Here is a 21,890-nt window from a genome sequence, read left to right as displayed (position 1 = left end):
TTCATGCTAAACGAATGGTTATGGATTCCTTCTGCCATCCTTACACTCGGTCTTCTCGTCCTCAGTTACAAATTGTTTGGACGGGTCGGATTATATGCTTGGATTGCGATGGCTTCGGTCGTAGCAAATATTCAAGTCACACAACAGATTGTAATTGGCGGATACATTTTTACGCTTGGTAACATCGTCTACGGTTCGCTCTATTTAGCGACTGACATTTTGAACGAAAAACACGGACGAGCTGCGGCTCGAAAAGGGGTATGGCTCGGGTTCTTCATTTTGATCGTTTCGACTGTACTTATGCAGTACGCCCTATTGTATGAACCGTTCGAAGAAGCGCTCTTCATGCACGAAAGTTTTGAGGCACTCTTTTCGATGCTTCCATTGATCACGCTCGGTAGCCTTGCCGCTTACCTCGTCTCACAATTGTTTGACGTCTTCGTCTATTCGAAGATTCGCGCCAAAACGGGTGAGAAAAAATTATGGCTCCGAACGACAGGTTCGACTGTGCTCTCACAATTAATTGATACGTTCACATTCTGTATCATCGCTTTCTGGGGAATGGATTGGGAGATTTGGTGGAATATCTTCATTACGACGTACGTGGCGAAGTTCGTGATTGCTTGGATGGCGACACCGTTCATGTATTACGCGAAACGTACGAATCCGCAAGATGAAGCCGAACAACATGCAGCATAAAACAAGCCGTAACTTCAATTTCGAAGTTACGGCTTTTATCATGGTCGTTCTATTTGGATACGAACAGCATACGGACGGGCTTCTTCAATCGATGCCGACTCACGACAGACGGTGATGGCTTTGAACGGATCAATGGCGACCGCTTCGATCGTTTGATCGTTCGTTTCGACTTCAAGAATCGTATAGACAGGCAAACGCTCGAGTTTAACCCACTCCCCGTTACGTTTTTTTTCATAGATGACTGGTGTTTGAATCGAGTAACGTCGGAGTAAATCATGTACATTCATCTGATCTCCTCCCTATTCAAATCGTACACCTATTATAGAAAGCGTTTTCATATTTGTAAAGCGAGCTTACTTTTAGATTATACATATTTCCTCTTCATTTCGAATCGTAAATGTCCGATATAAAGAATAGAGAAATGGGGTGAATTGATGCGTTATCGCAGACAGGAAACTTTTCGCTATATTCTACCAAATCCCCGTACGATCCCTTATCGACTCGTTTGGGAAGAGAAAGAACTTTATGACGGAGAGGGACTTCTATTGAATGTGAGCTCCCATGGACTGAAGTTGCGATCAGATTATCTTTTCCCGCTTTCCGATGATTTACAGGTCCACTTCGTCCTCGATCTCGTTCCGACCCTCCAACCTATTGAACTGGTCGGTCATGTCAGACATCGCAGCCAATTAGGGTCATTGTATGATTATGGTATTTTACTGGATGCCAAAATGGACGAAACTCAGCAACTCGTCACGATGATTAAAATGTATGCACGTGAAAATAAATGAGAACATGCGCCATTGCATCTTCTCATTTTTTCGTGTTTCCAAAAGAGGGTATACTACTATTACGACTATTATTGGGCGAGGTGTTCGTATGACAAGAAAATTTCTATTAATCCCATGGGGCGTGGCCATTGCATTGGCTATTTTTGGCCCGAACGTACCGTTTGATGGGCGATTCTTACTTGATTTTGTGACGTATAACACGGATGCCTATGAAGGCTATTCCCTCTCTTTATTCAGCATTTTAGGTGTGTTCCCGTTAGCGATGTTCCCACTTCTTTGGTCAGAAGTGAACCAGCTCAAGCCGAATCCACTCATTGCTGCCATCAGTAGCTTTTTCGTTGGTGGCTTCTTACTCGCTCCCTATTTGGCGTTCGCAAGACAATCACCTTATCCGACTCCCGTCAAACCGCTTCCGACCCGCATTCTTGGCGTCGTCTTGCTAATAGTGACGATTGGATTGTTCATCGCTGCCGCGAATACCGGGAATGTTGCAGAATATTGGTCGTATGTGGAGAATAATCAGTTTGTCCGAACGATGACCGTCGATTTCTTCTTGTTGGCATTTATTCAGATCACGTTAATGAACCGCGATGCGAAACGGTATAAGATGAGCCTTTGGCCTCTTCCATACATCCCGCTCTTCGGCTTGATCTTCTGGCTCATGATTCGGCATCAAAAACCGTTTAACGAAGCACCACCAAAACGTGAGCTCGCCGAGATGAAACATTGATATCCCGTTTTGTCTCATGAACCGTTATACTAGTTAGTAGTTTTGTAATTAAAGGAGATTATCGCATGCGTTATTTTCAAGTAACCTCTTATGTGACTGTTAAGAATGAAGAACTTGTCTTGAATGAATATGTAAAAGTGCCAAATCCAAAAGTAGATCAATTTTTAAAAGAAACGCTAGAGCTTGATTTGTATGATGATCAAGTGACGTTGCGTGAATGCGTTGTTGGGAAAGGAAAGTGGGAATGTCCTGTCGGTGACTTTGTCATCACGGAGCACACCGATGAAAAGAAATTTAATCGTCTGCAAAACAGCCGTTCCTCTAAAACGAATAAGTAATCTCGATATGAAAACCTCCTCGTCTATTAGACGGGGAGGTTTTTATCATAAACATGGCGTTTATTCATCCGATTCTTCATCGGGATCTGGATCAGGATGTTGGGTCGGAGCCGGTTTTTGTGCCGGGTTTGATTCATCATCCGGAATTGGATCTGGATGTACCCCTGGTTGTGATTCATCTCGTTTCATCGTATCCCTCCTTCATCTTTACTCCATCAGTTTATCCGTTTTCCTCATTCATGAAACGTATCAGTGTATGTTTTGATTCCCAATTACTCGTCTTGAGATGGCTTTTTCAATCTCTACGATGATAAATACGACGGCTCCAAATGCCACTGGATAAATCCAATCTTCCCACGTAAGTGGTGCAGTCCCGAACAGCGTATGCATGAACGGAACATACGTGATGAACAGTTGGAGGGCGATGAGCAACCCAGATACGAGAAACGCGATCTTATTATCGAAGAAACGACGATTAAATGCAGGTACCAATTCTGTTCGACAATTATACAAGTGGAACAACTGTGCCATAACGATCGCATTTAAGGTGATTGTTTGTAATTTTTCGGTCGAGTAATCGAAGTCTCCAAGCATGTAGTTGATCCATAAACTACCTCCCCCGATCAATATCGATACGAACGTGACACGGAAGATGTAATAGCGACTGAGAAGTGGTACGTTCGCCGGCCGTGGAGGACGCTTCATCGTGCTCTCCTCTAACGGTTCAAAGGCAATTGCCAATGACAAGGTAATTGCGACGACCATGTTGACCCATAAGATTTGAACCGGGCTGAGTGGAGCTGCTGCCCCGAGTAAAATACTCATCGCAACGAGTAATGCCTGTCCACCGTTCGTAGGGAGTAGGAAGAGGATGGTTTTCTTCAAGTTATCATAGACACGACGTCCTTCGCGTACGGCGTTATATATGGTTTTAAAGTTATCATCGACAAGAACCATTTGAGAGGCTTCTTTTGCGACTTCCGTCCCTTTAATCCCCATTGCGACCCCAATATCGGCACGTTTTAAGGCTGGTGCATCATTCACACCGTCTCCGGTCATCGAGGTGATCAATCCATTCTCTTGTAACCCTTTCACGAGACGAAGTTTATCGTTCGGACTCGTTCGCGCGAATACATCGTTATGAATCGATGCTTCTTTGATTTCTTCATCAGACATGTCTGTCAGCTCTCGACCTTCGAGCGCCCCTTCAACTTCCATACCAAGCTCTTTTGCGATGGCGACGGCCGTATCCTTATGGTCACCTGTGATCATTTTAATTCGGATTCCAGCATCGCGACACGCGACTACCGCATCGATTGCTTCTTGACGTGGCGGATCGACGATACCGAATAAACCGAGGAAAGTTAAACCATTTTCAACATCTTCATGGTCAATCGACTGTTTTGAACTGTCGACACGTTTTAATCCGGCACCGAGGACGCGTTGACCACGGTCGGCAATCTCTTTTCGCTTTTCATCCCAATACTCTTGTTTGAAGCCATCTGTTGCCGCCATATCAAACAAGCGATCCGGAGCCCCTTTGACGAAGATCATGCGCTCGTTTTTATATTCAACGAGCGTCGCCATGTACTTGTACTCTGAATCAAAAGGAATTTTAGAGATGACTTTGAGACGCTCGATTGGGCGCTCTGCTTTCTCAGCGACAGTTAATAAACACGCCTCGGTCGGGTCCCCATTGATGACCCAATCCCCATCTTCTTCGTTCAACTGTGCATCGTTACACGTCTTTCCGACAGTTAATAGGTCAATCATTGACTCATCGTCATCCAAGTCAAACGGTTGGCCGTTCAATTCTAAGTCTCCGTTCGGTGCATATCCACTTCCAGAGACTTCAATGTCATGTTTCGCCGTCACGATTTGTTTGACGGTCATCTCGTTTTTCGTCAACGTTCCGGTCTTATCGGTACAGATGACCGAGACTGCGCCTAACGTTTCAACAGACGGCAGACTTCGAACAATTGCTTTTTGCTCTGCCATATTTCGGACCCCGAGCGCCAAGATAATGGAGATGACAGCTGGTAATCCTTCCGGAATGGCCGCGACGGCTAGACCAATCGTCGTCAACATAAGTTCGACTGGCTCATAATCTCGTAAGAAATACCCAAACGCATAAATAATGACAGAAATAATCAAGATAGCGATTGATACGGTCTGACCAAATTTCGTCGTTTGACGAATGAGCGGCGTCTTCACGGTTTGCACTTCTGAAATGGACGCATTGATCTGACCTAGTTCAGTGCCTTCTCCGATTGCTGTGACAATTGCTTTGGCACTTCCTGTCGCCACACTCGTTCCCGAATAGACCATGTTTTTTCGATCAGCGAGTACGGCTTCTTCTTTAACAACGTCTGGCTTTTTCTCGACCGTCGTGGCTTCACCCGTCAATGCGGATTCCTCCACTTTGAATTTTTCTGCCTGAACGACCCGTGCATCAGCTGGCACTTTATCACCGGCAGCGAGCACGAGAACGTCTCCGACCACAAGATCACTTGAGTCAATCTCGGATTGTTTACCGTCACGAATGACGGTCGCTTTCGTTTCCAACAACTTTTTGATTCCTTCTAGCGCTTCCTCAGCTTTGTTCTCTTGAAGATAACCGACAACTCCGATGACCGTCACAACCAAGACGATGACAATCGTATCGATATATTCGCCAAGAAAACCGGTGACAACTGCCGCTCCTAAAAGGACGTAAACGAGAATATCATTGAACTGTCTTAAAAATTTTATGATTTCAGGCGTCTTCTCCTTTTCAGGTAGAACGTTCTTTCCGAACTCCTCCTGACGATTGGTGACCGTTTGCTTCGAGAGACCTGATTCCACATCAGTCTCCACGTGGGATTGAACCTCGTCTACTTCGAGCGCATGCCATTCCCTGTTCTCGTTCTGCATGTTCTTTCCTCCTCGACCAATACTTTATGAAACATCTATCCCCTATCTGTTCCCAATCTGATGCGGCTCGACACGTCCAAACTTGTATAATTGATGTCATTTTTCAAAGAAAACGCTCCCATGATTTTTTGTTTCTTCATGTAAACGGTATCATGAATCAATTTTGATTTTTCTGATGAAAATGGCTTTACAGAAGTCTTTCAATCATTGAATATAGAAGAAATTATGAATGAATACAGATAGATAGAAAGAAGGAAGAGTTTATGGTCATTATTCAAGGAATTGCACTTTTACTGCTCATCCTCGCCTTGTTCACACTTTTCAGTTACAAGGCGCCATTCGGAATGAAAGCGATGGGCGCATTGGCAGGTGCGGCAATCGCAAGCTTCCTCGTCGAAGCATTCAACGCATATGCCATCGGCGGATTACTGCCACTCCCTTTATATGAAGAAGTCGGGCAGGCAGCCGGTTCATTATCTGGTCCTGCTGCCGCGGCACTCGTTGCCATCGCACTCGGAATCAACCCCGTCTATAGCTTAATGATCGGATTATCCGTGTCTGGTTTCGGGATCCTTCCTGGATTTTTCGCAGGATATATCCTGGCTCTGGCTGGCACACGAATCAATCGCTATCTTCCGACAGGTGTCGATATGATTTTCTACGTCATCGTGATGGCACCGCTCGCACGTCTCGTCGCTACTGGCGTGGACCCACTGGTTTCAAATACACTTGCACAAATCGGTGCAGTCATCGAACTCGCCGCGACGCAAAACCCGGTCGTCATGGGACTCGTTCTCGGTGGAATCGTTACTGTCGTGTCGACGTCACCTCTCAGCTCAATGGCTTTGACGGCGATGCTCGGATTGACAGGTGTGCCGATGGCGATTGCCGCTCTCGCGTTGACTGCATCCATTTCGATGAACTACCTGTTGTTCCGTCAACTGAAAATCGGTACGAAAAAAGACCAGCTTTCTGTAGCCATTGAACCGTTGACACAGGCCGACCTCATCTCGGCGAATCCAATCCCAATCTATAGTGTGAACTTTGTAGGGGGTGCAATCGCAGGATTGATTGTAGCGATGACCGGTATGATCAATGATGCGCCCGGGTCGGCTGCGGGTATTCCTGGTCTACTCGTCATGTATGGCTTCAACGACTGGCAGACCGTCACACTGACAGCTGTTGTTTTATTCATCCTCGGAATCGGATTCGGATTGATTGGAAGTCGACTCTTTAAAAACTTCCCGATTGTCCGTCATACGGAAAAAGTTGAATCAACAGAAGAAGATGCCGCATAAAAAAATCGATGCACGCTCGAACGGTTTGTTCAGCGGCATCGATTTTTATTTTGCTTTCGGAAGTGGGGCCTCTATTCTGACAGGGGTGCGATAGATTGGGAAATAATCAGATAATCCATGCAATTGAATGTGCTTTGCATTTAATTGCTGATAAACCTGTTCGTTGAATACAAATTGACCAATGTAGTAAGGAAGCGGCTCATCTCCGGAAAAACTCAATTTAAAGTCATAGAGTGCATCTTGACCGGCGGCCCCTCCTCCGAGATGCAGATGAAGTTTACCCTTTTCACCCGCACGACGAATCATTTCACTGAATAGGAAATGGTTAGGACGGAGAGGTAAATAGTCTTTGAGAGACCCTCCTAAGTGGTAGTTTGCTCCCTCGTCACCATATAAGACTAATACTCCTGCAATCACGGTATTTTCAAAAACTGCAAATAGAAACTCGGTTTCGAATGATTCGCTCGTCAGTAACTGAGTGAAATAAGAATCAGGATAATAGTAGTCTTCAATTGCATCCCGACGATTCATGGTCGCCTCATAAAGATGCATAAATGTGTGAATGTCAGATGCGTCACCACGCACAACAGTCAACTGTTCACGGATGGCTCGTTTCACGTTTCGTTTCGTCATTTTATGGAACCGCTCAGTCAAGTATTCATACGGTTCATCTAGTTGGACATGGACAGTCTTTCGTACTGGAACTGCTCTCCCGAATGTTTCCATAATGACCTCATCAATTCTTAATGGATGATAACGAATCGTTTCGGTCACAGTTTTCTCGTTCTCCTTACGTTTAATGAAATGTTGCCTTGCGACTTTCACTTCATCATCTGTGAACGTTCCAACACGAAACGGACCACCATATCCGTAAGCTGTTACAAGATCATCATATTTTTCATTGATTCGGCGACGGATATATGGATATACAAGCATCCCTTTCGATGTGATGGCAAGAAACAGCTCTGGTGAGTCGTTCGATTCACAATTCACGTTGACATAATCAAAATGATCATACGCATCGCATGTTGTTAAATCCAACCATTTTTCCCATTCCATTTGGTCTTTGATGATTTTGAATTCCATCATCTCATCCCCTTTTCAGTAAGTGATTTCCATAACCACTTTTCCCATTAAAGGATGAGCACACCAGTGAAGAATTTAACTTTTTGTTGTTAACAATCAATATCCGTTTAAAGTAATTTACGAAATAAATATCGTTATTTCTTTTTACGTTTTTGTTCAAAAAAAGAACGAACTCACACTCAGGCGAATTCGTTCTTTTAGAAATCTTATGGAAATCAATCTACTGACATCACTTGACCCGTCTCGGACGATTGTCGAGCAAGTTCAATCAAGTGCGTCGTGAGTGTCGCATCTTTTAGAGATATGATAGGCTGACGCGTCTGATAACTTTCAGCCAACTGTTCATAATACTTAAAATAGCTGCCTTTCTCGACTTGAATCGTTTCGACCTCGTCCGTCGATAAAATCCCAGTCTCTAACACGTCACTTGCTAATTTCCCTTGTTTCAACGCTTCTTCCTGTGGGTCGAGACCAAATTTCATGAAACTTCCCTTCGTCCCATGCACTTCGAATCGTGGAGTCTCTCCAGCGATGAATGGGTTCGAGCGAAGGTAAACTCGCTTCTCTCCATAATAGAATGTCACATAGAATCCATCGTCAGACTGTCCACCCACACGTTGAATCATCACATCCGCTTGAATTTTGTCCGGCTTTCCAAACAAAGCGAGCGTCTGATCGATAAGATGACTTCCTAGGTCAAACAAGATCCCTGCACCCGGTCCTGCATTTTCACGCCAACGGTCCCGAACATTTGGACGGAAACGATCAAAACGCGATTCCACTACCTTCCAGTCCCCTAATTCATTCGAGTCGAGTAGTGACTTGATTGTTAAGAAATCTCCGTCATAACGACGATTCTGATAGACGTTGACGATCCCCCTCGATTTCGCTTCAAGTTCCATCAACTCATATCCTTCTTCCGTTGTCAGGAATGCAGGTTTTTCAACTAGCACATCTTTCCCAGCCTTGAGACAGTCAACGATCATCTCTTTATGTAAATGCGATGGTGTGGTAATCACATACAATGTAGCATCCGATTGTAGTGCCTCCTCTAACGACGCATATACCGTTGCACCAGGTAATTCAGCCTGTACTTCTTCCGGGCGTGATGACACGACACCGCTCACTTCAAAAGTGTCAATCGCCTTTAAAAACGGCAAATGGAACGTGTTCGCTGAAAAGCCGAAACCTACCAAGACAGTTTTAATCATCGAAACTCCTCCTTTTTCACTTTCATCATTATATCAAAAAAAGGGTCCAAAGACCCTTATGCACTCATGCTCTCATCTAATCTGTATTCGAACGTATTGTACCCGTTTCGTGAATCGACAAAGACGAAACCAAAACGTGGATAATAACTATTTAGAAATTCATTGTCAGCGACACAATCGAGACGAATTGGTTCATCTTCATCGGCTTCCTCTAGTACATGCTCCATGAGCTGCTGACCGACGCCGCGACCTTTCAGCTTTTCGCTGACGACGATTCGATGGATATATTGTCCACGCTCACTGTCGTCCCATAAGTTATCATCCCAGGCGTCTGGAGGTAACAATGCGATTGAAGCTAAAATTTGTTGGTCATCTTCAAAGACATATACACTGCCTTCTGTAATGTCAGTGCGCACACGCTCTACGAGGTCCTGTTCCAAATATTCGGTCCATTGGTCGCTTCCTTGTTCATTTAGCGCTACGGCTCGTTGTTCGATTAGGTTCGCGATGTTTTTGGCATCGCGCTTCGTCGCGAGTCGAATCATAACGTCCTCCTTTAGTTATACAGTATTTGAAATACAAATATAACGGAGAACACTTTACCTTTCAACCATCTTGCTCACTGTTGAAGTTCGAACGGAATGACCTCACCTTCGTTCAACTGATAGCTATAGGACAAGGTAGCGTACAAGCTGTGGGAGACGGAACAATATCGTTCAACGGACAGTTCAATCGCACGTCGCACCCGTTCTTCAGACAAGTCGCCTTTCAGGATATACAAGATGTGAATGGCTGTAAAGCGTTTTGGATGATCGATTGCCCTTACCCCATCAATCTTCATTTCGAACGATTCTAACGGTTGACGCATCTTATGCAAAATCGATACGATATCGATTCCGGTGCAGGACGCTGTCGCGTGAAGCAACATCTCGGTCGGACGTGGTCCTGTATCAAGTCCACCCACGTCCTCTGACGCATCGAGGGTGACTGTATGCCCCGATGGCGTATGCGTCTCAAACGCCATGCCTTGCTTCCACACTACTTCCATGTTCATGATCTTCTCCCCCTATTTCATTTGATAGCAACCTATTCCCGCATTTGATGTATGATTAAGCCATAAATCAATTTTAAGGGGTGTATGTCGTTGGATTGGTCCATTCTTTTCAGTTGGGGGCTATATATTGTCCTCGGGTTAAACTTATTGTTCGCACTCGCCGTCATTTTTGCCGAAAGACGTGACGTCGGCGCGACCTGGGCCTGGTTACTCGTTTTGTTTTTCTTGCCGGTGCTCGGATTTATCATCTACCTTTTCCTCGGGAGACAGCTTAAGAAGGATAACTTCTATAATTTGAGTGTAGAAGAACGTTCTTTTCATGCGCTTCAAGTTGAAGCACAGCTCGAACAGATTCACACGCCTCAAACGCAGATTGCTCAACCGTTATTTGAAAAGTATGATCAACTGCTACAAATGAACTTGCGATCTTCAAAATCATTGATTAGTGTACATAACCGCTCCCTCATCTTGCATGACGGTGAACAAAAGTTCAAAGCGTTAATGGATGACATCCGCTCTGCCGAAACGGAAATCAATATCCAGTACTATATCATTCAGCGCGATGCTCTCGGACAGGCGCTGTTAAAGGAATTGATTGAACGAGCGAAAGCGGGTGTCAAAGTCCGACTCCTTTACGACGCAGTCGGCTCTCGCAGTCTCCGTAATTCAGACTTTAAAGAGTTGATTGCGAATGATGGGGAGGTACGTGTCTTCTTCCCACCGACGCTCGGAATGATCAACTTTAAGTTAAACAACCGAAATCACCGAAAAGTCGTCATCATTGATGGGAAGATCGGCTATGTCGGTGGCTTTAACGTCGGGACCGAATATCTCGGACTCGTTGAGAAGTTCGGATACTGGCGCGACACCCATTTGCGTGTTGAAGGAGACGTCGTCTATAATCTTCAACACCGATTCATCCTGGACTGGAATTACTCAGGTCACCGCAAGCATGATCCGGAAAATACGTTCTGCTTTGCGAAACATGAGATTAAGGACAACTCCCCGATGCAAATCGTCACGAGCGGTCCGAACTCGGATACGGAACATTTAAAAAATATGATGATTAAAATGATCATGTCGGCGAAACGACGGGTCGTCATCCAAACCCCTTACTTCATACCTGATACGAGTTTTATGGATGCATGTAAAATGGCACTCAACTCCGGCGTTCAAATGGACATCATGATCCCAGGAAAACCGGACCACCCGTTCGTCATGTGGGCATCGCTCTCCTTCCTCGGAGAATTGCTCGACTATGGGGCAAACGTCTATCTGTATGATGAAGGTTTTCTTCACGCGAAGACGCTCGTCGTCGATGATGAGATTGCGACGGTCGGAACGACGAATTTGGATGCCCGAAGCTTTCGTCTCAACTTTGAAGTCAACGCAGTCATTTATGATGAACGCGTCGCCCTCGAACTTGTTTCCTTATTTGAGACAGACACTGCAGTCAGTCGAACGTATACGATGGAAGACTATGAAAAGCGAAAATGGACGGTTCGCTTACGCGAAGGGGTCTCACGACTCCTCAGTCCGATTCTATAAGAAAGAAGCAGAGCTGAACGCTCTGCTTCTTTGTCATTTTATAACTTGAATCGTGAGACAAGGTCCTGTAGTTCCTCTGCCATCGTCGCAAGTGCTTTCGCCGATTGTGACACCTCTTCAATCGATTTCAATTGATCATCTGTCGTTGCTGCGACTTGCTTAGAGGTACTCGAGTTCTCGTCGGCGATGTCCGCGATTTGAGATGCAGTCGCCGCCACTTCCTGAACGTTCGCTGCAATCTCCTCGACAGTTGCCGTCACGTCTTCGATTCTCGGGGTCATAGCGACTGTCCGCTCTTTAATTTTCTCAAATCGGTCTGCCGTCATTTCTGAAGAAATAAGTCCGGCTTTCGTGTGGGTAGATACTTCTTGCATCAAATGAACGGATTGCTCCGTTTCCTGTTTAATACGATCAATCAATGCCGCAATTTGTTTCGTTGACTGTTGAGACTGCTCCGCAAGTTTCCGAACCTCGCTCGCGACGACGGCGAATCCTTTCCCGTTCTCGCCAGCCCGCGCCGCTTCAATCGCTGCGTTCAATGCGAGCAGGTTCGTCTGTTCCGCAATCCCGTTGATGACCGAGACGATTTCGCCGATTTCACTCGAGCGATGTGCCAACGATTGAATGACGCCTTCAAACGTCACGACTGATGCATCAATTGCCTGCATCTGCTTGACGTTCTCTCTCACTGTCGTCGACCCATCTTCCGCTTCATTTGACGTCTCGCGTGATAGTTCAGACACGTCCATCGAGCTCTCTGAGATACGCATAATTCCGGATGTGATGGCTTGTAGCGATGTCGCATTGTCATCAAGTTGACGTTTTGAACCATCGGCACTGACCGCCATCTGATCGACCGCACGAGCAATCTGTTCTGACGAAGCGGTATTGTGCGCGGAGTTTGCCATCAATTCCTGCGAAGATGCCGCGACTTGACTGATTGAATCGTCTAGACGTAGCAACACCATCCGTAGTGAGGCACTCATCTCATTAAAACTCTCTGAAACGCGACCGATCTCATCATTCGATAAGACAGGGATTGGTTCAGTCAAATCGCCGGACTTAATCCGTTCAGCGCCTTCCGTCAATAAGCGCAATGGGCGTAAAATCGACCGGAGCACGAAGTACAAGAGCACCGCTGCCACACCGAACATACCGACGATGACGAATACGGTCGTCCAAAGAATACCGACAGTCTCGTCTTGAATCTCACCGTCATAAAGTGTACCTGTGATTTTCCATCCAGTGAGTGGGTTCGTCACGAACGCTTTCTCGACACCCTCTCCGTTCTCCTCTACTGATAGAATTCCCTCATCTGTTGCAAATAATGACTCTGTCGAAGCCTCGGTAGACTTTTCTCCGACTTCAATCGATGGATGAATGACGACTTGTTGTGCCTCATCAAAGATCGCCACATATCCTTCCTGACCGATTTGAATACTCGATGCGACGTCAGCAATATCATTGACATCGACGTCAACCGCAACGACACCACGACCGTCCGCTGTCTTTTTTGAGACCGTGATCATCATTTTCTGAGAGGCGGCGTCGACGTAGGGATTCGTGATGGCGACCTCTTGCCCACTTGCCTCTGCCGCCTCATACCAAGGACGGGTACGAGGATCATACCCTTCAGGCAATTCCTGTTCAGGATAAATCGTCATCGCCCCCGCTGCTGATGCAAAATAAATGTTCGTCACTTTTGGATGTGTTTCTAAATACTCCGTGAACTTTTCTGCTAACGCCTGATTTTCTTCACCTTCTTCATAGATAGAAGCATCGAGCCGATTGGAGAAGAATGAAATGTCCGTTTGAATCGGCGCAATTAAATTTGTCACTTCGTTGTTCATCCGGTCTACTCCCGAATTGGCAGACTGGATCATTTGTGACTCAATCTTTTGCTTTGCCTGCGCGTATGCGACGACCCCGATCAATGTCGCCGGAATGAGCAATAATAAGACTGATAAGACAATCAATTTTTGTTTGATGCTGATGGTACGTTTCTGTCTCATAAAACATCTCCTTACCCCGAATAGAATGTTGAAGAAGGATCGGTCTGATAGACCGAACACTCCTTTCGTTACCTACAATATCGGTTAGGAAAAATAGATGTTGATCATTGATTGAATTATTCGAAAATTATTTTTCGGAACCTGAAATGGAGTTTCACTCCAAGAATCAATATAGAAAGAAATCATTATATTCGCAATCTGTATTTTATTCAGTTAACATATCGGAAAAGGGGGCAAAAGCATGAATACATTATTGGAAGAAATTAAAGCGTACAAAGATCAATTCAAGCAAAAAGCACCGGCCGAAAAGCAGCGATTGATGGCACAAGCGACGCAAGAATTGAAAGATTCAGGGATTGCATCGGGACTAACCGTCGGCGATCGAGCACCGATGTTTGAATTGCCTCATGCAGACGGGACAAACGTCGGCTTGAAGGCACTTCTCGAGAAAGGACCTGTCATCGTCACGTTTTATCGTGGTGGATGGTGCCCATACTGCAACCTCGAACTTCGAGCGTATCAGCGTGAATTAGTCAAAATTGAGGAAAAGGGTGCCACACTCGTGGCGATCAGCCCAGAGACACCTGATTACTCACTATCTACGAAAGAGAAGAACGAGCTCGACTTTTACGTGTTGAGCGACGTGGATAATCAAGTCGCACGTCAATTTGACCTCGTTTTTGATATGCCGGATTATTTGATTGAGATTTATGAAGCATCTGGTCTCCACGTCGATGCACATAACGGCAATGAGGACTGGCAGCTTCCGAAGCCAGCGACGTTTATCATCCAACCGGATGGTACGATTTCATTCAGTGATGTGCCCGCTGACTATACAGAACGTGTCGACCCGAAAACGGTCGTTGAACAATTATAAATGAAAAAGGAGGTGACGTTGTCATCTCCTTTTCTTGTACCATTTTTTACTGATTGTCTTATCACTTCTTGAATTCCTCATGCAATATTCCATACACCATGCTATCGGTCCATTCATTTTTATTCCAATAGTCCTTCAAGAAATGAGCTTCTTTTCTCATTCCAATTCGCTCGCATAATGTTTGGGAAGCGACATTCCTTGCATCAAGATTGGCTTGTATTCGATGTATGTTGAACTCGTTAAACAACTCTTTGACCAATCCTCTAACTGCTTCAGTAGCGAACCCTTTCCCAGAGTGAGAATCAGCGAAGCAATAGCCAATCTCGACAGTTTCTTTTATCCCCGTATACCAAACTGTGAGATCCCCGATCACTTCATCTTGAAGGACAACCGCCAAATTCAATGGACTTGTTTCGGTAAGGGTAGAATTGGTCAATTTTTTAGCAAACGCTTCATTCATATTCTCAGATGTCCAAGGGTCATGTAAGAGATATCTACACACGTCAGGATTTTTATAAATATCAAATGTAGCATACAGATCGTCCTTCTTGAATGGTCTGATTTCTAGACGTTCAGTGGTAAATTCCATATCGATTCCCCCTTGCAAATCGTCGTGAGTATCGTAAGAATACTCACAACCTAATAACTTTATGGTATAACGACAAATTCCTCAACGCGTTTGAGAAGTGTTTCGAGTAAGCGTAGTGACCGGTATGTGTCTCCTGTGTACTCGAGACTATGGTTCATCTGTTCGACAATCTCGAGTTCAGTCAATGCCTCATGCTCAAGATTCTTGATTCGTTCAAGTATGTAGTGTTGGTCTTCCGTACCCATGAGAACGAGCTGTTTTCCCTCATGAGACAAGATCGCTTCGTATACGTCATTTCGTTTCAACAACGGTGTCAACCAGACCAGTTCGGCGTCGCGAAACACATGACGGCCACGTTCACTCGTCATCGCAATCGTACCGAGCGATTTTCCGATGATTATGTATTTATTAAAGGAATGGGATTGTAGCAGTTGATCGATGACGAGCCGAACATCGTTAACAATCGCCACTGATACATCGACTGATTCATATCGCTCATCCCGATAGTTGTAGTTGACCTCAAGGACGTTCAATCCATTCTCTAAACAAAGCGCTGTCGTATAGCGAAACATCGGGGAATCATTCGTATATCCGTATCCCGGCAACAAGATCACGAGGGTGTCGGATGACGAATTAGACTGGAGAAATGAATACGAGACAGGTATTCCGTTTGTGCCGATGACTCGACCCTCTTTTTCTTCATACATATCGTTCCCTCATTTCTGCAAAAGTTGCGTGTCATGGTGGTGAATCATCGTCCCAATCGTCTCTCCTTGAAGGATTCGTTGAATCGCATTCCGCTCCTTGAAATCGAACAAGTGAATCGGCAATCCGTGATCCCTTGCGAGTAGTAACGCTGATTGGTCCATCACTTTCAAATCATGAGAGATGACGTCGTTATAGTGAAGGGTTTCATATTGACGAGCCGCTGCATCCAATTGTGGGTCTCGATCAAATACGCCAGAAACACCGTTTTTTGCGACGAATAAGGCATCACACCCCACTTCGATTGCACGCTGAACGGCCGGATAGTCTGAAGAAACGAACGGTTGACCGTTACCGCCTGCGAAAATGACGATATATCCTTTTTTCAAATGATTGATGGCACGAAGTTGAATGTATGGCTCGGCAACGCTCGGCATCGGGATTGACGTCATGACGCGAACTTCTTGATCGACGTCTCGTTTCAAGATGCCCCGCAACATCAATGAATTCATGACGGTACCGAGAGTGCCGATATGATCTGCCTCGACGCGATTGATGCCCCACGCTTCTGCTTGATTCCCTCGGAAGAGGTTGCCCCCGCCGACCATGACGCAAACTTCAACCCCACTCTTTGCGAGTGACAATATTTCCTCTGCAATCAGGCTGAGACTCATTTCATCAAAATTATCCGTTCCATCACCAGCTAGAGCGGCTCCACTTAACTTAATACAGATTTTCCGATGTTCCATCTTTCCCCAACCCTTCATTTGGAATTTTTTGTTCAATTCAGTATAGAAGAGTTTAAATAATGGAACAACACTATTTTTAATTGATTCATGAGCACATTTCTTTATATTCCTGATAAGACTCCTCGAACATATAAAGTCCACCGATTTCTTCATCAATGAACGAATATAGAGAAATTTCAAAGTCATGGAGTGATGATTCATTAAGACACTCTTTTACTCTTAGCAAACCTTCTCTTACGTACAGTTTTCCCTTTTCAATATTATCGTTTGAGATATAGTACCGTCCAAGACAAAGATAGTAACGAGGAAATTCTGGGTACTCCGTTATCGCTTTTAACAGATACGATTCATACTGTTCTGGATGTTCGAATTCATGTAGATTGGCCATTGAATAGTAGAGGATCCCTTTTGACTTAGCATCCATTTTATTCAGCATCGACTTGATCTCTTCAATCTTTGCTTCGTCTAATACTGGATAGACGAAAGTTGATTCAAGATATACGCCGAGGGCGAAGAAAATCGAATGCTCCGGAAACTTATCAAATGCTTCGAATAAGTGTTTAGAGGCACTCTCATAGTCTTCTTCCGGCGTATCCATTTCAGCGCTAATGAGAGTCGTCCAGGCGATGAATTCGTCTGGGTACTCTCGGACTAATTCTCTGGCGGCACGGATTGCAAGGAATAGCTTCTTTGGCGATTGTGCCATAGTTTGTATCTTTTGGATTTCTTGATCAAAATTTATCATTTTCTCTTACCCTTAAAAAACAAATTTTCACTACTTCCCCCTAATTTAACTAGGTGATTTGAATACCATTTTGTCACCACACATGAAGTAGCAATATGAGTTCCCAAATTATAACTAGACGCACATTACTATGATTTATTGAACATAGAAGATGAAACGGTGAATTTATTTCATGTATGTTTATGATTGTAGCTCAAAGGCAGAATGAATCGCTATAGATAAAAAAGCTCAGATCGGCACAAAAAAAGACCGTAGAACATTCTACAGTCTCTAAGCTTAGGCACCCATAATCGAATCATGACGGGTCGTTTCCCAACCATACGCCACTTCGCGGAGTAACAATTCACCAAACTCCCGATCCTTTTGGTCGATGACTTGCCCTTGTTTCCGCTCATAAAATGTGCGGAACGGATTCATCTCAAGCGCCCAAATCAAAAGTCCCGCCTCGCACATCGACTGTACGGCGTGCTCAAGGAGAGCGGACCCGATTCCGTTCCCTTGATGATTCTCCAAAATATAAATGGCATACACTTCGTTCGTGTGGTCCGGGTACTCACCCGTACGCTCTTCTCCGTAAAGGACGAAGCCTACAATCTCATCATCCACAGTCGCCACAAAGCCGGCTACTTCCTGTTGACGAAGCGCTGTCCGCAACCGTTCTGCCCATTCGATGGAACCGGACGATACTTTTAGCAAATATTCAGTCGGCACGATCCCCCGATAGGTCGTTCGCCATCCGTTCACACGCACTCTCGCAATCCCATACACATCATCTGGTTTGGCGACCCGAATGTCCAATGTGACCCCCTCCTAACCCGAAGCTTTACAAATAGTTTACCACAAATCCCCAACTTGCAATCCGAGATTATGTGAATTTTCGTCGTTCTTCTACCACAAAAAAGAGCCGTCACCTCGACCGAGGCAACGGCTCTTCAAGCGTTATGCGACTTCTTTTGATTGGACCGGTGTAGACGACGTTAACGGCTTCTTCAAGAATGAGAGGAGCAATGCACCGACGAGGGCACCTGTCAAGATGGCAAGGGCATAGAGTCCCATGCTCATCGCGACATTTCCAGCTCCTTCAAGAAGTGGGAAGACGAAGATTCCGCCGTGTGGGGCTGGCAATTGAATCGTGAAGAATGCTGACAATCCACCTGCGATTGCAGAGCCGAGGATTGCAGATGGTAAGACGCGAATCGGATCCGCTGCTGCGAACGGGATGGCCGCTTCGGTGATGAATGAGGCTCCCATGATATAGGCAGTCTTACCTGCTTCACGCTCTTGTTTCGAGAATTTCTGACGAGCGAATACAGTCGATGCGAGTGCGACAAGAATTGGTGGCACCATTCCACCCGCCATGACGGCTGCCATGACTTCTTGGTTTCCAGCTGTGAGGGCTGCCGTACCGAACACGTATGCCGTCTTGTTGATCGGACCACCCATGTCGACTGCCATCATACCACCGACGATGACACCAAGAAGGATGGCGTTTGCGCCGCTCATGCTGTTCAACGTATCCATCAACCATGTCATCAGTGCTGCAATCGGTTCATTGACGACGAGCAACATGACCATACCTGAAATGAACGATCCGAGTAACGGATATAAGAGGACCGGCTTGATTCCTTCAAGTGAAGCTGGCAACTTCGCAAGCGCCTTTTTCAAGAAGAGAACAACATAACCTGCCAAGAAACCGGCGATGAGACCACCGAGGAATCCGGCGTTCCCTTGACTTGCAAGTACCCCTGCGACGAGACCTGGCGCGAGACCTGGACGATCGGCAATCGACATGGCGATGAAACCAGCGAGAATCGGAACGAGGAAACCGAAGGCAGCTCCACCGATTGTCATTAACTGGGCGGCAAATTCATTGTAAGACGGGTCATCCGGGTTCGCCGAGTTGATGCCCCAGAAGAAGCTGATCGCGATCAAGAGACCACCAGCCACAACGAGTGGGAGCATTGCAGATACACCGCTCATCAAGTGCTTGTAGATACCTGTACGTTGTTCTTTCGGTGCACCAGATGTTTTTGAAGCTTCATATACCGGCGCATCTTGATTGACGGCGCGATTGATGAGTTCTTCTGGTTTACGGATTCCTTGCGCGACCGGTACTTCAATGACACGCTTTCCAGCGAAACGATCCATTTCTACGGCTTTATCTGCTGCGACGATGATTGCTGTTGCACGATCGATATCTGCACGTGTAAGTTCGTTTTTCACTCCAGTAGAACCGTTCGTTTCGACTTTAATATCGACGCCCATCGCTTCCGCCTTTTGTTTCAAGCTGTCCGCTGCCATATACGTATGGGCGATTCCTGTCGGACAAGCCGTGACTGCTAAGATGAACGGTGCATCTTCATTCGTAGGTTTGACGACTTCTGCCTTCTCTTCAGCAGCTTCCTTCTCCTCGATGGCACGGATGACATCGCTTTCAGAAGTTGCTGCATAAAGGCGCTCTTGGAATGCTGGGTCCATCAAGTAGACCGATAATTTAGAGAGCGTTTCAAGGTGTTCGTTATTTGCGTTCTCCCCAGCTGCAATCATGAAGAAGAGACGACTTGGTTGACCGTCTAACGCTTCATAATCGAGGCCTTCTGAACGACCGAAAGCGATGGCTGGTGTTTTGACGGCGCTCGTTTTCGCGTGGGGGATGGCAATCCCTTCTCCAAGTCCTGTCGTGCTCTCGCTTTCACGTTTTAAGATGGCGTCACGATATCCGTTACGGTCAGATAGTTTGCCGGCACGGTCTAGGACATCGACGAGTTCTTCGATGACCTCACGCTTAGAGCTGGCGCGAAGATTCAATTGAATCGTATCGCGTTGGAGCAAGTCCGTGATTTTCATGTTGTTTCCTCCATTCGTTTGAGTGGTGTGAGTTGTACTTGATCGATCAATCGGTCAATATCTTGTTTTGAACAAAGACCAAACGTATATGCGGACGAACTACCTGTTGTGACAGCGTAGCGGAACGCCTCCTGTTCGCCTTTTTCTTTGACGTTTGCGACAAATCCGGCAACGAGTGAGTCTCCGGCACCGACTGAGTTGACGAGTTTCCCGACCGGTGTGTTCGCCGTAACCGCGCCGTCTTTGTTGACGAGTAGTGCTCCATCACCTGCAAATGAAATGATGACGTTTTTCGCGCCACGTTCGACGAGCTGCTCCGCATAAGGAAGAGCGTCCTCAAACGTCTCGATCTCTGTATCGAACAGTTCGCCTAACTCGTGATGGTTCGGTTTGATCATCAACGGTTCGAGCGAAAGGACTTCAAGCATGGCATCTTTCGTCGTATCGACGACGAAGTCGGCACCTTTTTCACGAATAGATTCAGCGATTGTCCGGTATAACGAGTCTGGTAAATTGCTTGGGATACTCCCTGCAAGAACGACGATGTCACCTTCATCGACTTGGTCGAACTTGGCTTTTAATTGTTCGAGTTCACCATCCGTGATGTTCGGTCCGCTCGCGTTCAATTCGGTCTCTTCTTTTGCACGAATCTTGACGTTGATTCGGGTATTTCCATTCACTTCAACGAAGTCCGTGTGTACGCCATGGTCGACGAGCGACTTTTTGATGAAGTCACCTGTCGTTCCACCGATAAAGCCAAGAGCTTTCGTTTCTTTTTCATATTCTCGAAGCACGATCGAAACGTTGATCCCTTTTCCACCTGCTCGTTCGGTTGTTTCTTCGATTCGGTTCACTTCTCCTAAATTTACTTCTGGTAATGTCACATAGTAATCAATAGAAGGGTTGAGTGTTAACGTGTAAATCATTTCGCATTCACCACCTTTGTTATTGTTTGGATGGAACTCATTGATGCATCGCTTGATGTGATCAATTGCGCAGCGTCTAACGTGGCGACTCGGCTGAACGTTCGTTTCCCGATTTTCGATGCGTCCGCGAGCACGTATGACGTCTGTGCTAATTCAATTGCCGTCTTTTTGACAAGCGCTTCTTCTGGGTCTGGTGTCGTGTAGCCTGCGTCAAGGTCGATTCCGTTCATTCCGAGGAAAGCGAGGTCAACTCGATAGTTCATCATGCTCTCACGCGCGTTGTATCCGACGAGCGCCTGAGTCGACCGTTTCAATTCTCCGCCAATCACAAACGTCTTAATATCAAGATCAAATAATTCATTCGCTATCGGTAGACTGTTTGTGACGACGACAATTTTCTTTCCTTCTAAAAACGGAACCATTGCCTGCGTCGTTGTACCGGCATCTAAGTAGATCGACATGCCGTCTTCGATGAATGTTGCGGCCTTCCGTGCAATCGCAACTTTTTCATCGACGAAACGATCTCGTTTCTCTTCAAATGTCGGTTCTTCGTCAGGAGTCGCGATGAGTGTCGCTCCACCGTGCACCCTTACCAGATATCCTTCCGCTTCGAGGTCCGTCAAATCACGGCGAATCGTCGACTCGGATGAATCCGTCAAATCAACCAACTCTTTCAATTTGACGACTTTCTGCTCAGATAAGCGTTGTAAAATCAACTGATGTCGTTGTTTCGTTAACATCTTGTTCCCTCCATACGTCTAATATAAAGCGT

At 45.8% G+C, this 21,890-nt stretch carries 23 protein-coding genes; 7 read left to right on the top strand and 16 right to left on the bottom strand.

Features of this window, described 5'->3' with window-relative positions; translation table 11 throughout:
- Window positions 1-3 precede the first annotated feature (3 nt).
- Window positions 4-699 carry a queuosine precursor transporter gene (locus tag KNO91_RS08490; protein ID WP_214795247.1) on the top strand — a complete coding sequence of 232 codons (696 nt, stop codon included), beginning with the start codon at window positions 4-6 and terminating at the stop codon, window positions 697-699.
- A gap of 38 nt (window positions 700-737) precedes the next feature.
- Here KNO91_RS08490 and KNO91_RS08485 read toward each other — a convergent pair whose 3' ends face one another.
- Window positions 738-986 carry a hypothetical protein gene (locus tag KNO91_RS08485; protein WP_214788265.1) on the bottom strand — a complete coding sequence of 83 codons (249 nt, stop codon included), beginning with the start codon at window positions 984-986 and terminating at the stop codon, window positions 738-740.
- Window positions 987-1,133: 147 nt separating this feature from the next.
- Between KNO91_RS08485 and KNO91_RS08480 the strand changes: the two genes are divergently transcribed.
- From KNO91_RS08480 to KNO91_RS08470, 3 genes are all read left to right on the top strand, one after another.
- Complete coding sequence (locus tag KNO91_RS08480; RefSeq protein WP_214788268.1) at window positions 1,134-1,490, top strand: PilZ domain-containing protein; 357 nt, start codon at window positions 1,134-1,136, stop codon at window positions 1,488-1,490.
- A gap of 88 nt (window positions 1,491-1,578) precedes the next feature.
- Window positions 1,579-2,220: a hypothetical protein gene (locus tag KNO91_RS08475; protein ID WP_214817497.1), complete on the top strand. Its 642-nt coding sequence runs from the start codon at window positions 1,579-1,581 to the stop codon at window positions 2,218-2,220.
- Window positions 2,221-2,285: 65 nt separating this feature from the next.
- Window positions 2,286-2,558, top strand: coding sequence for a hypothetical protein (locus KNO91_RS08470; protein WP_214817495.1), 273 nt, complete (start codon window positions 2,286-2,288; stop codon window positions 2,556-2,558).
- A gap of 60 nt (window positions 2,559-2,618) precedes the next feature.
- Here the strand turns inward: KNO91_RS08470 and KNO91_RS15395 are convergent, their stop codons facing one another.
- Together KNO91_RS15395 and KNO91_RS08465 are read right to left on the bottom strand one after the other, a co-directional pair.
- Window positions 2,619-2,747, bottom strand: a complete 129-nt coding sequence (locus tag KNO91_RS15395) for a hypothetical protein (RefSeq protein ID WP_256441151.1) — start codon at window positions 2,745-2,747, stop codon at window positions 2,619-2,621.
- A gap of 60 nt (window positions 2,748-2,807) precedes the next feature.
- Window positions 2,808-5,471 (bottom strand): cation-transporting P-type ATPase, encoded by a 2,664-nt coding sequence (locus KNO91_RS08465; protein WP_214817492.1) that lies wholly within the window; start codon window positions 5,469-5,471, stop codon window positions 2,808-2,810.
- A 263-nt stretch (window positions 5,472-5,734) separates the two neighbouring features.
- Here KNO91_RS08465 and KNO91_RS08460 point away from each other — a divergent pair, with 263 nt between their 5' ends.
- Window positions 5,735-6,769: a PTS sugar transporter subunit IIC gene (locus KNO91_RS08460; RefSeq protein ID WP_214745183.1), complete on the top strand. Its 1,035-nt coding sequence runs from the start codon at window positions 5,735-5,737 to the stop codon at window positions 6,767-6,769.
- A gap of 45 nt (window positions 6,770-6,814) precedes the next feature.
- On the opposite strand, the gene KNO91_RS08455 is transcribed toward KNO91_RS08460, so the two are convergent.
- The 4 genes from KNO91_RS08455 to KNO91_RS08440 form a co-directional block, all read right to left on the bottom strand.
- Window positions 6,815-7,855, bottom strand: coding sequence for a GNAT family N-acetyltransferase (locus tag KNO91_RS08455; RefSeq protein ID WP_214795253.1), 1,041 nt, complete (start codon window positions 7,853-7,855; stop codon window positions 6,815-6,817).
- A 215-nt stretch (window positions 7,856-8,070) separates the two neighbouring features.
- Window positions 8,071-9,066 carry a Gfo/Idh/MocA family oxidoreductase gene (locus tag KNO91_RS08450; RefSeq protein ID WP_214817489.1) on the bottom strand — a complete coding sequence of 332 codons (996 nt, stop codon included), beginning with the start codon at window positions 9,064-9,066 and terminating at the stop codon, window positions 8,071-8,073.
- Between the two features lie 56 nt (window positions 9,067-9,122).
- Window positions 9,123-9,611, bottom strand: coding sequence for a GNAT family N-acetyltransferase (locus KNO91_RS08445; RefSeq protein WP_214795260.1), 489 nt, complete (start codon window positions 9,609-9,611; stop codon window positions 9,123-9,125).
- Window positions 9,612-9,685: 74 nt separating this feature from the next.
- Window positions 9,686-10,120, bottom strand: a complete 435-nt coding sequence (locus tag KNO91_RS08440) for an OsmC family protein (protein ID WP_214795263.1) — start codon at window positions 10,118-10,120, stop codon at window positions 9,686-9,688.
- Window positions 10,121-10,210: 90 nt separating this feature from the next.
- Here KNO91_RS08440 and cls point away from each other — a divergent pair, with 90 nt between their 5' ends.
- Window positions 10,211-11,668 carry a cardiolipin synthase gene (gene cls, locus KNO91_RS08435; RefSeq protein WP_214788293.1) on the top strand — a complete coding sequence of 486 codons (1,458 nt, stop codon included), beginning with the start codon at window positions 10,211-10,213 and terminating at the stop codon, window positions 11,666-11,668.
- A 38-nt stretch (window positions 11,669-11,706) separates the two neighbouring features.
- On the opposite strand, the gene KNO91_RS08430 is transcribed toward cls, so the two are convergent.
- Complete coding sequence (locus tag KNO91_RS08430; RefSeq protein WP_214795267.1) at window positions 11,707-13,680, bottom strand: methyl-accepting chemotaxis protein; 1,974 nt, start codon at window positions 13,678-13,680, stop codon at window positions 11,707-11,709.
- 241 nt (window positions 13,681-13,921) lie between these two features.
- On the opposite strand from KNO91_RS08430, the gene KNO91_RS08425 reads away from it, so the two are divergent.
- The gene (locus tag KNO91_RS08425; RefSeq protein WP_214795269.1) at window positions 13,922-14,557 is read left to right on the top strand and encodes a peroxiredoxin-like family protein; all 636 of its coding nucleotides are present in this window, start codon (window positions 13,922-13,924) and stop codon (window positions 14,555-14,557) included.
- 61 nt (window positions 14,558-14,618) lie between these two features.
- On the opposite strand, the gene KNO91_RS08420 is transcribed toward KNO91_RS08425, so the two are convergent.
- The 8 genes from KNO91_RS08420 to KNO91_RS08385 all read right to left on the bottom strand — a co-directional run bounded on the left by KNO91_RS08420 (window position 14,619) and on the right by KNO91_RS08385 (window position 21,858).
- Window positions 14,619-15,146, bottom strand: coding sequence for a GNAT family N-acetyltransferase (locus tag KNO91_RS08420; protein WP_214795271.1), 528 nt, complete (start codon window positions 15,144-15,146; stop codon window positions 14,619-14,621).
- Between the two features lie 59 nt (window positions 15,147-15,205).
- The gene (locus KNO91_RS08415) at window positions 15,206-15,853 is read right to left on the bottom strand and encodes an alpha/beta family hydrolase (protein ID WP_214795273.1); all 648 of its coding nucleotides are present in this window, start codon (window positions 15,851-15,853) and stop codon (window positions 15,206-15,208) included.
- Between the two features lie 9 nt (window positions 15,854-15,862).
- Entirely contained in the window at window positions 15,863-16,600 is a 738-nt protein-coding gene (gene pyrH, locus KNO91_RS08410; protein WP_214795275.1) for a UMP kinase, read from the bottom strand.
- An 85-nt stretch (window positions 16,601-16,685) separates the two neighbouring features.
- On the bottom strand, window positions 16,686-17,306 hold the full coding sequence (locus tag KNO91_RS08405) for a hypothetical protein (protein WP_214795277.1): 621 nt from the start codon (window positions 17,304-17,306) through the stop codon (window positions 16,686-16,688).
- A 315-nt stretch (window positions 17,307-17,621) separates the two neighbouring features.
- The gene (locus tag KNO91_RS08400) at window positions 17,622-18,143 is read right to left on the bottom strand and encodes a GNAT family N-acetyltransferase (RefSeq protein ID WP_214788312.1); all 522 of its coding nucleotides are present in this window, start codon (window positions 18,141-18,143) and stop codon (window positions 17,622-17,624) included.
- Window positions 18,144-18,284: 141 nt separating this feature from the next.
- Complete coding sequence (locus KNO91_RS08395) at window positions 18,285-20,192, bottom strand: PTS fructose transporter subunit IIABC (RefSeq protein WP_214817486.1); 1,908 nt, start codon at window positions 20,190-20,192, stop codon at window positions 18,285-18,287.
- The gene (gene pfkB, locus KNO91_RS08390) at window positions 20,189-21,118 is read right to left on the bottom strand and encodes a 1-phosphofructokinase (protein ID WP_214817483.1); all 930 of its coding nucleotides are present in this window, start codon (window positions 21,116-21,118) and stop codon (window positions 20,189-20,191) included. Before pfkB ends, KNO91_RS08395 begins: the two co-directional genes overlap by 4 nt.
- Window positions 21,115-21,858, bottom strand: a complete 744-nt coding sequence (locus KNO91_RS08385) for a DeoR/GlpR family DNA-binding transcription regulator (RefSeq protein WP_214795283.1) — start codon at window positions 21,856-21,858, stop codon at window positions 21,115-21,117. The genes pfkB and KNO91_RS08385 overlap by 4 nt, the downstream gene beginning before the upstream one ends.
- Window positions 21,859-21,890 lie beyond the last annotated feature (32 nt).

Origin of the sequence: Exiguobacterium sp. s59 (genome assembly GCF_018617475.1) — a bacterium.
Classification (GTDB): domain Bacteria; phylum Bacillota; class Bacilli; order Exiguobacteriales; family Exiguobacteriaceae; genus Exiguobacterium; species Exiguobacterium aestuarii.
This window is presented reverse-complemented; position numbering and strand designations above follow the sequence as displayed.

What these genes read in the sequence shown, in the direction of transcription:
- KNO91_RS08490 (WP_214795247.1), top strand. Translation starts at nt 4, where the DNA reads ATGCTAAACGAATGGTTATGGATTCCTTCTGCCATCCTTACACTCGGT.
- KNO91_RS08485 (WP_214788265.1), bottom strand. Translation starts at nt 986, where the DNA reads ATGAATGTACATGATTTACTCCGACGTTACTCGATTCAAACACCAGTC.
- KNO91_RS08480 (WP_214788268.1), top strand. Translation starts at nt 1,134, where the DNA reads ATGCGTTATCGCAGACAGGAAACTTTTCGCTATATTCTACCAAATCCC.
- KNO91_RS08475 (WP_214817497.1), top strand. Translation starts at nt 1,579, where the DNA reads ATGACAAGAAAATTTCTATTAATCCCATGGGGCGTGGCCATTGCATTG.
- KNO91_RS08470 (WP_214817495.1), top strand. Translation starts at nt 2,286, where the DNA reads ATGCGTTATTTTCAAGTAACCTCTTATGTGACTGTTAAGAATGAAGAA.
- KNO91_RS15395 (WP_256441151.1), bottom strand. Translation starts at nt 2,747, where the DNA reads ATGAAACGAGATGAATCACAACCAGGGGTACATCCAGATCCAATTCCG.
- KNO91_RS08465 (WP_214817492.1), bottom strand. Translation starts at nt 5,471, where the DNA reads ATGCAGAACGAGAACAGGGAATGGCATGCGCTCGAAGTAGACGAGGTT.
- KNO91_RS08460 (WP_214745183.1), top strand. Translation starts at nt 5,735, where the DNA reads ATGGTCATTATTCAAGGAATTGCACTTTTACTGCTCATCCTCGCCTTG.
- KNO91_RS08455 (WP_214795253.1), bottom strand. Translation starts at nt 7,855, where the DNA reads ATGGAATTCAAAATCATCAAAGACCAAATGGAATGGGAAAAATGGTTG.
- KNO91_RS08450 (WP_214817489.1), bottom strand. Translation starts at nt 9,066, where the DNA reads ATGATTAAAACTGTCTTGGTAGGTTTCGGCTTTTCAGCGAACACGTTC.
- KNO91_RS08445 (WP_214795260.1), bottom strand. Translation starts at nt 9,611, where the DNA reads ATGATTCGACTCGCGACGAAGCGCGATGCCAAAAACATCGCGAACCTA.
- KNO91_RS08440 (WP_214795263.1), bottom strand. Translation starts at nt 10,120, where the DNA reads ATGAACATGGAAGTAGTGTGGAAGCAAGGCATGGCGTTTGAGACGCAT.
- KNO91_RS08430 (WP_214795267.1), bottom strand. Translation starts at nt 13,680, where the DNA reads ATGAGACAGAAACGTACCATCAGCATCAAACAAAAATTGATTGTCTTA.
- KNO91_RS08425 (WP_214795269.1), top strand. Translation starts at nt 13,922, where the DNA reads ATGAATACATTATTGGAAGAAATTAAAGCGTACAAAGATCAATTCAAG.
- KNO91_RS08420 (WP_214795271.1), bottom strand. Translation starts at nt 15,146, where the DNA reads ATGGAATTTACCACTGAACGTCTAGAAATCAGACCATTCAAGAAGGAC.
- KNO91_RS08415 (WP_214795273.1), bottom strand. Translation starts at nt 15,853, where the DNA reads ATGTATGAAGAAAAAGAGGGTCGAGTCATCGGCACAAACGGAATACCT.
- pyrH (WP_214795275.1), bottom strand. Translation starts at nt 16,600, where the DNA reads ATGGAACATCGGAAAATCTGTATTAAGTTAAGTGGAGCCGCTCTAGCT.
- KNO91_RS08405 (WP_214795277.1), bottom strand. Translation starts at nt 17,306, where the DNA reads ATGGCACAATCGCCAAAGAAGCTATTCCTTGCAATCCGTGCCGCCAGA.
- KNO91_RS08395 (WP_214817486.1), bottom strand. Translation starts at nt 20,192, where the DNA reads ATGAAAATCACGGACTTGCTCCAACGCGATACGATTCAATTGAATCTT.
- pfkB (WP_214817483.1), bottom strand. Translation starts at nt 21,118, where the DNA reads ATGATTTACACGTTAACACTCAACCCTTCTATTGATTACTATGTGACA.
- KNO91_RS08385 (WP_214795283.1), bottom strand. Translation starts at nt 21,858, where the DNA reads ATGTTAACGAAACAACGACATCAGTTGATTTTACAACGCTTATCTGAG.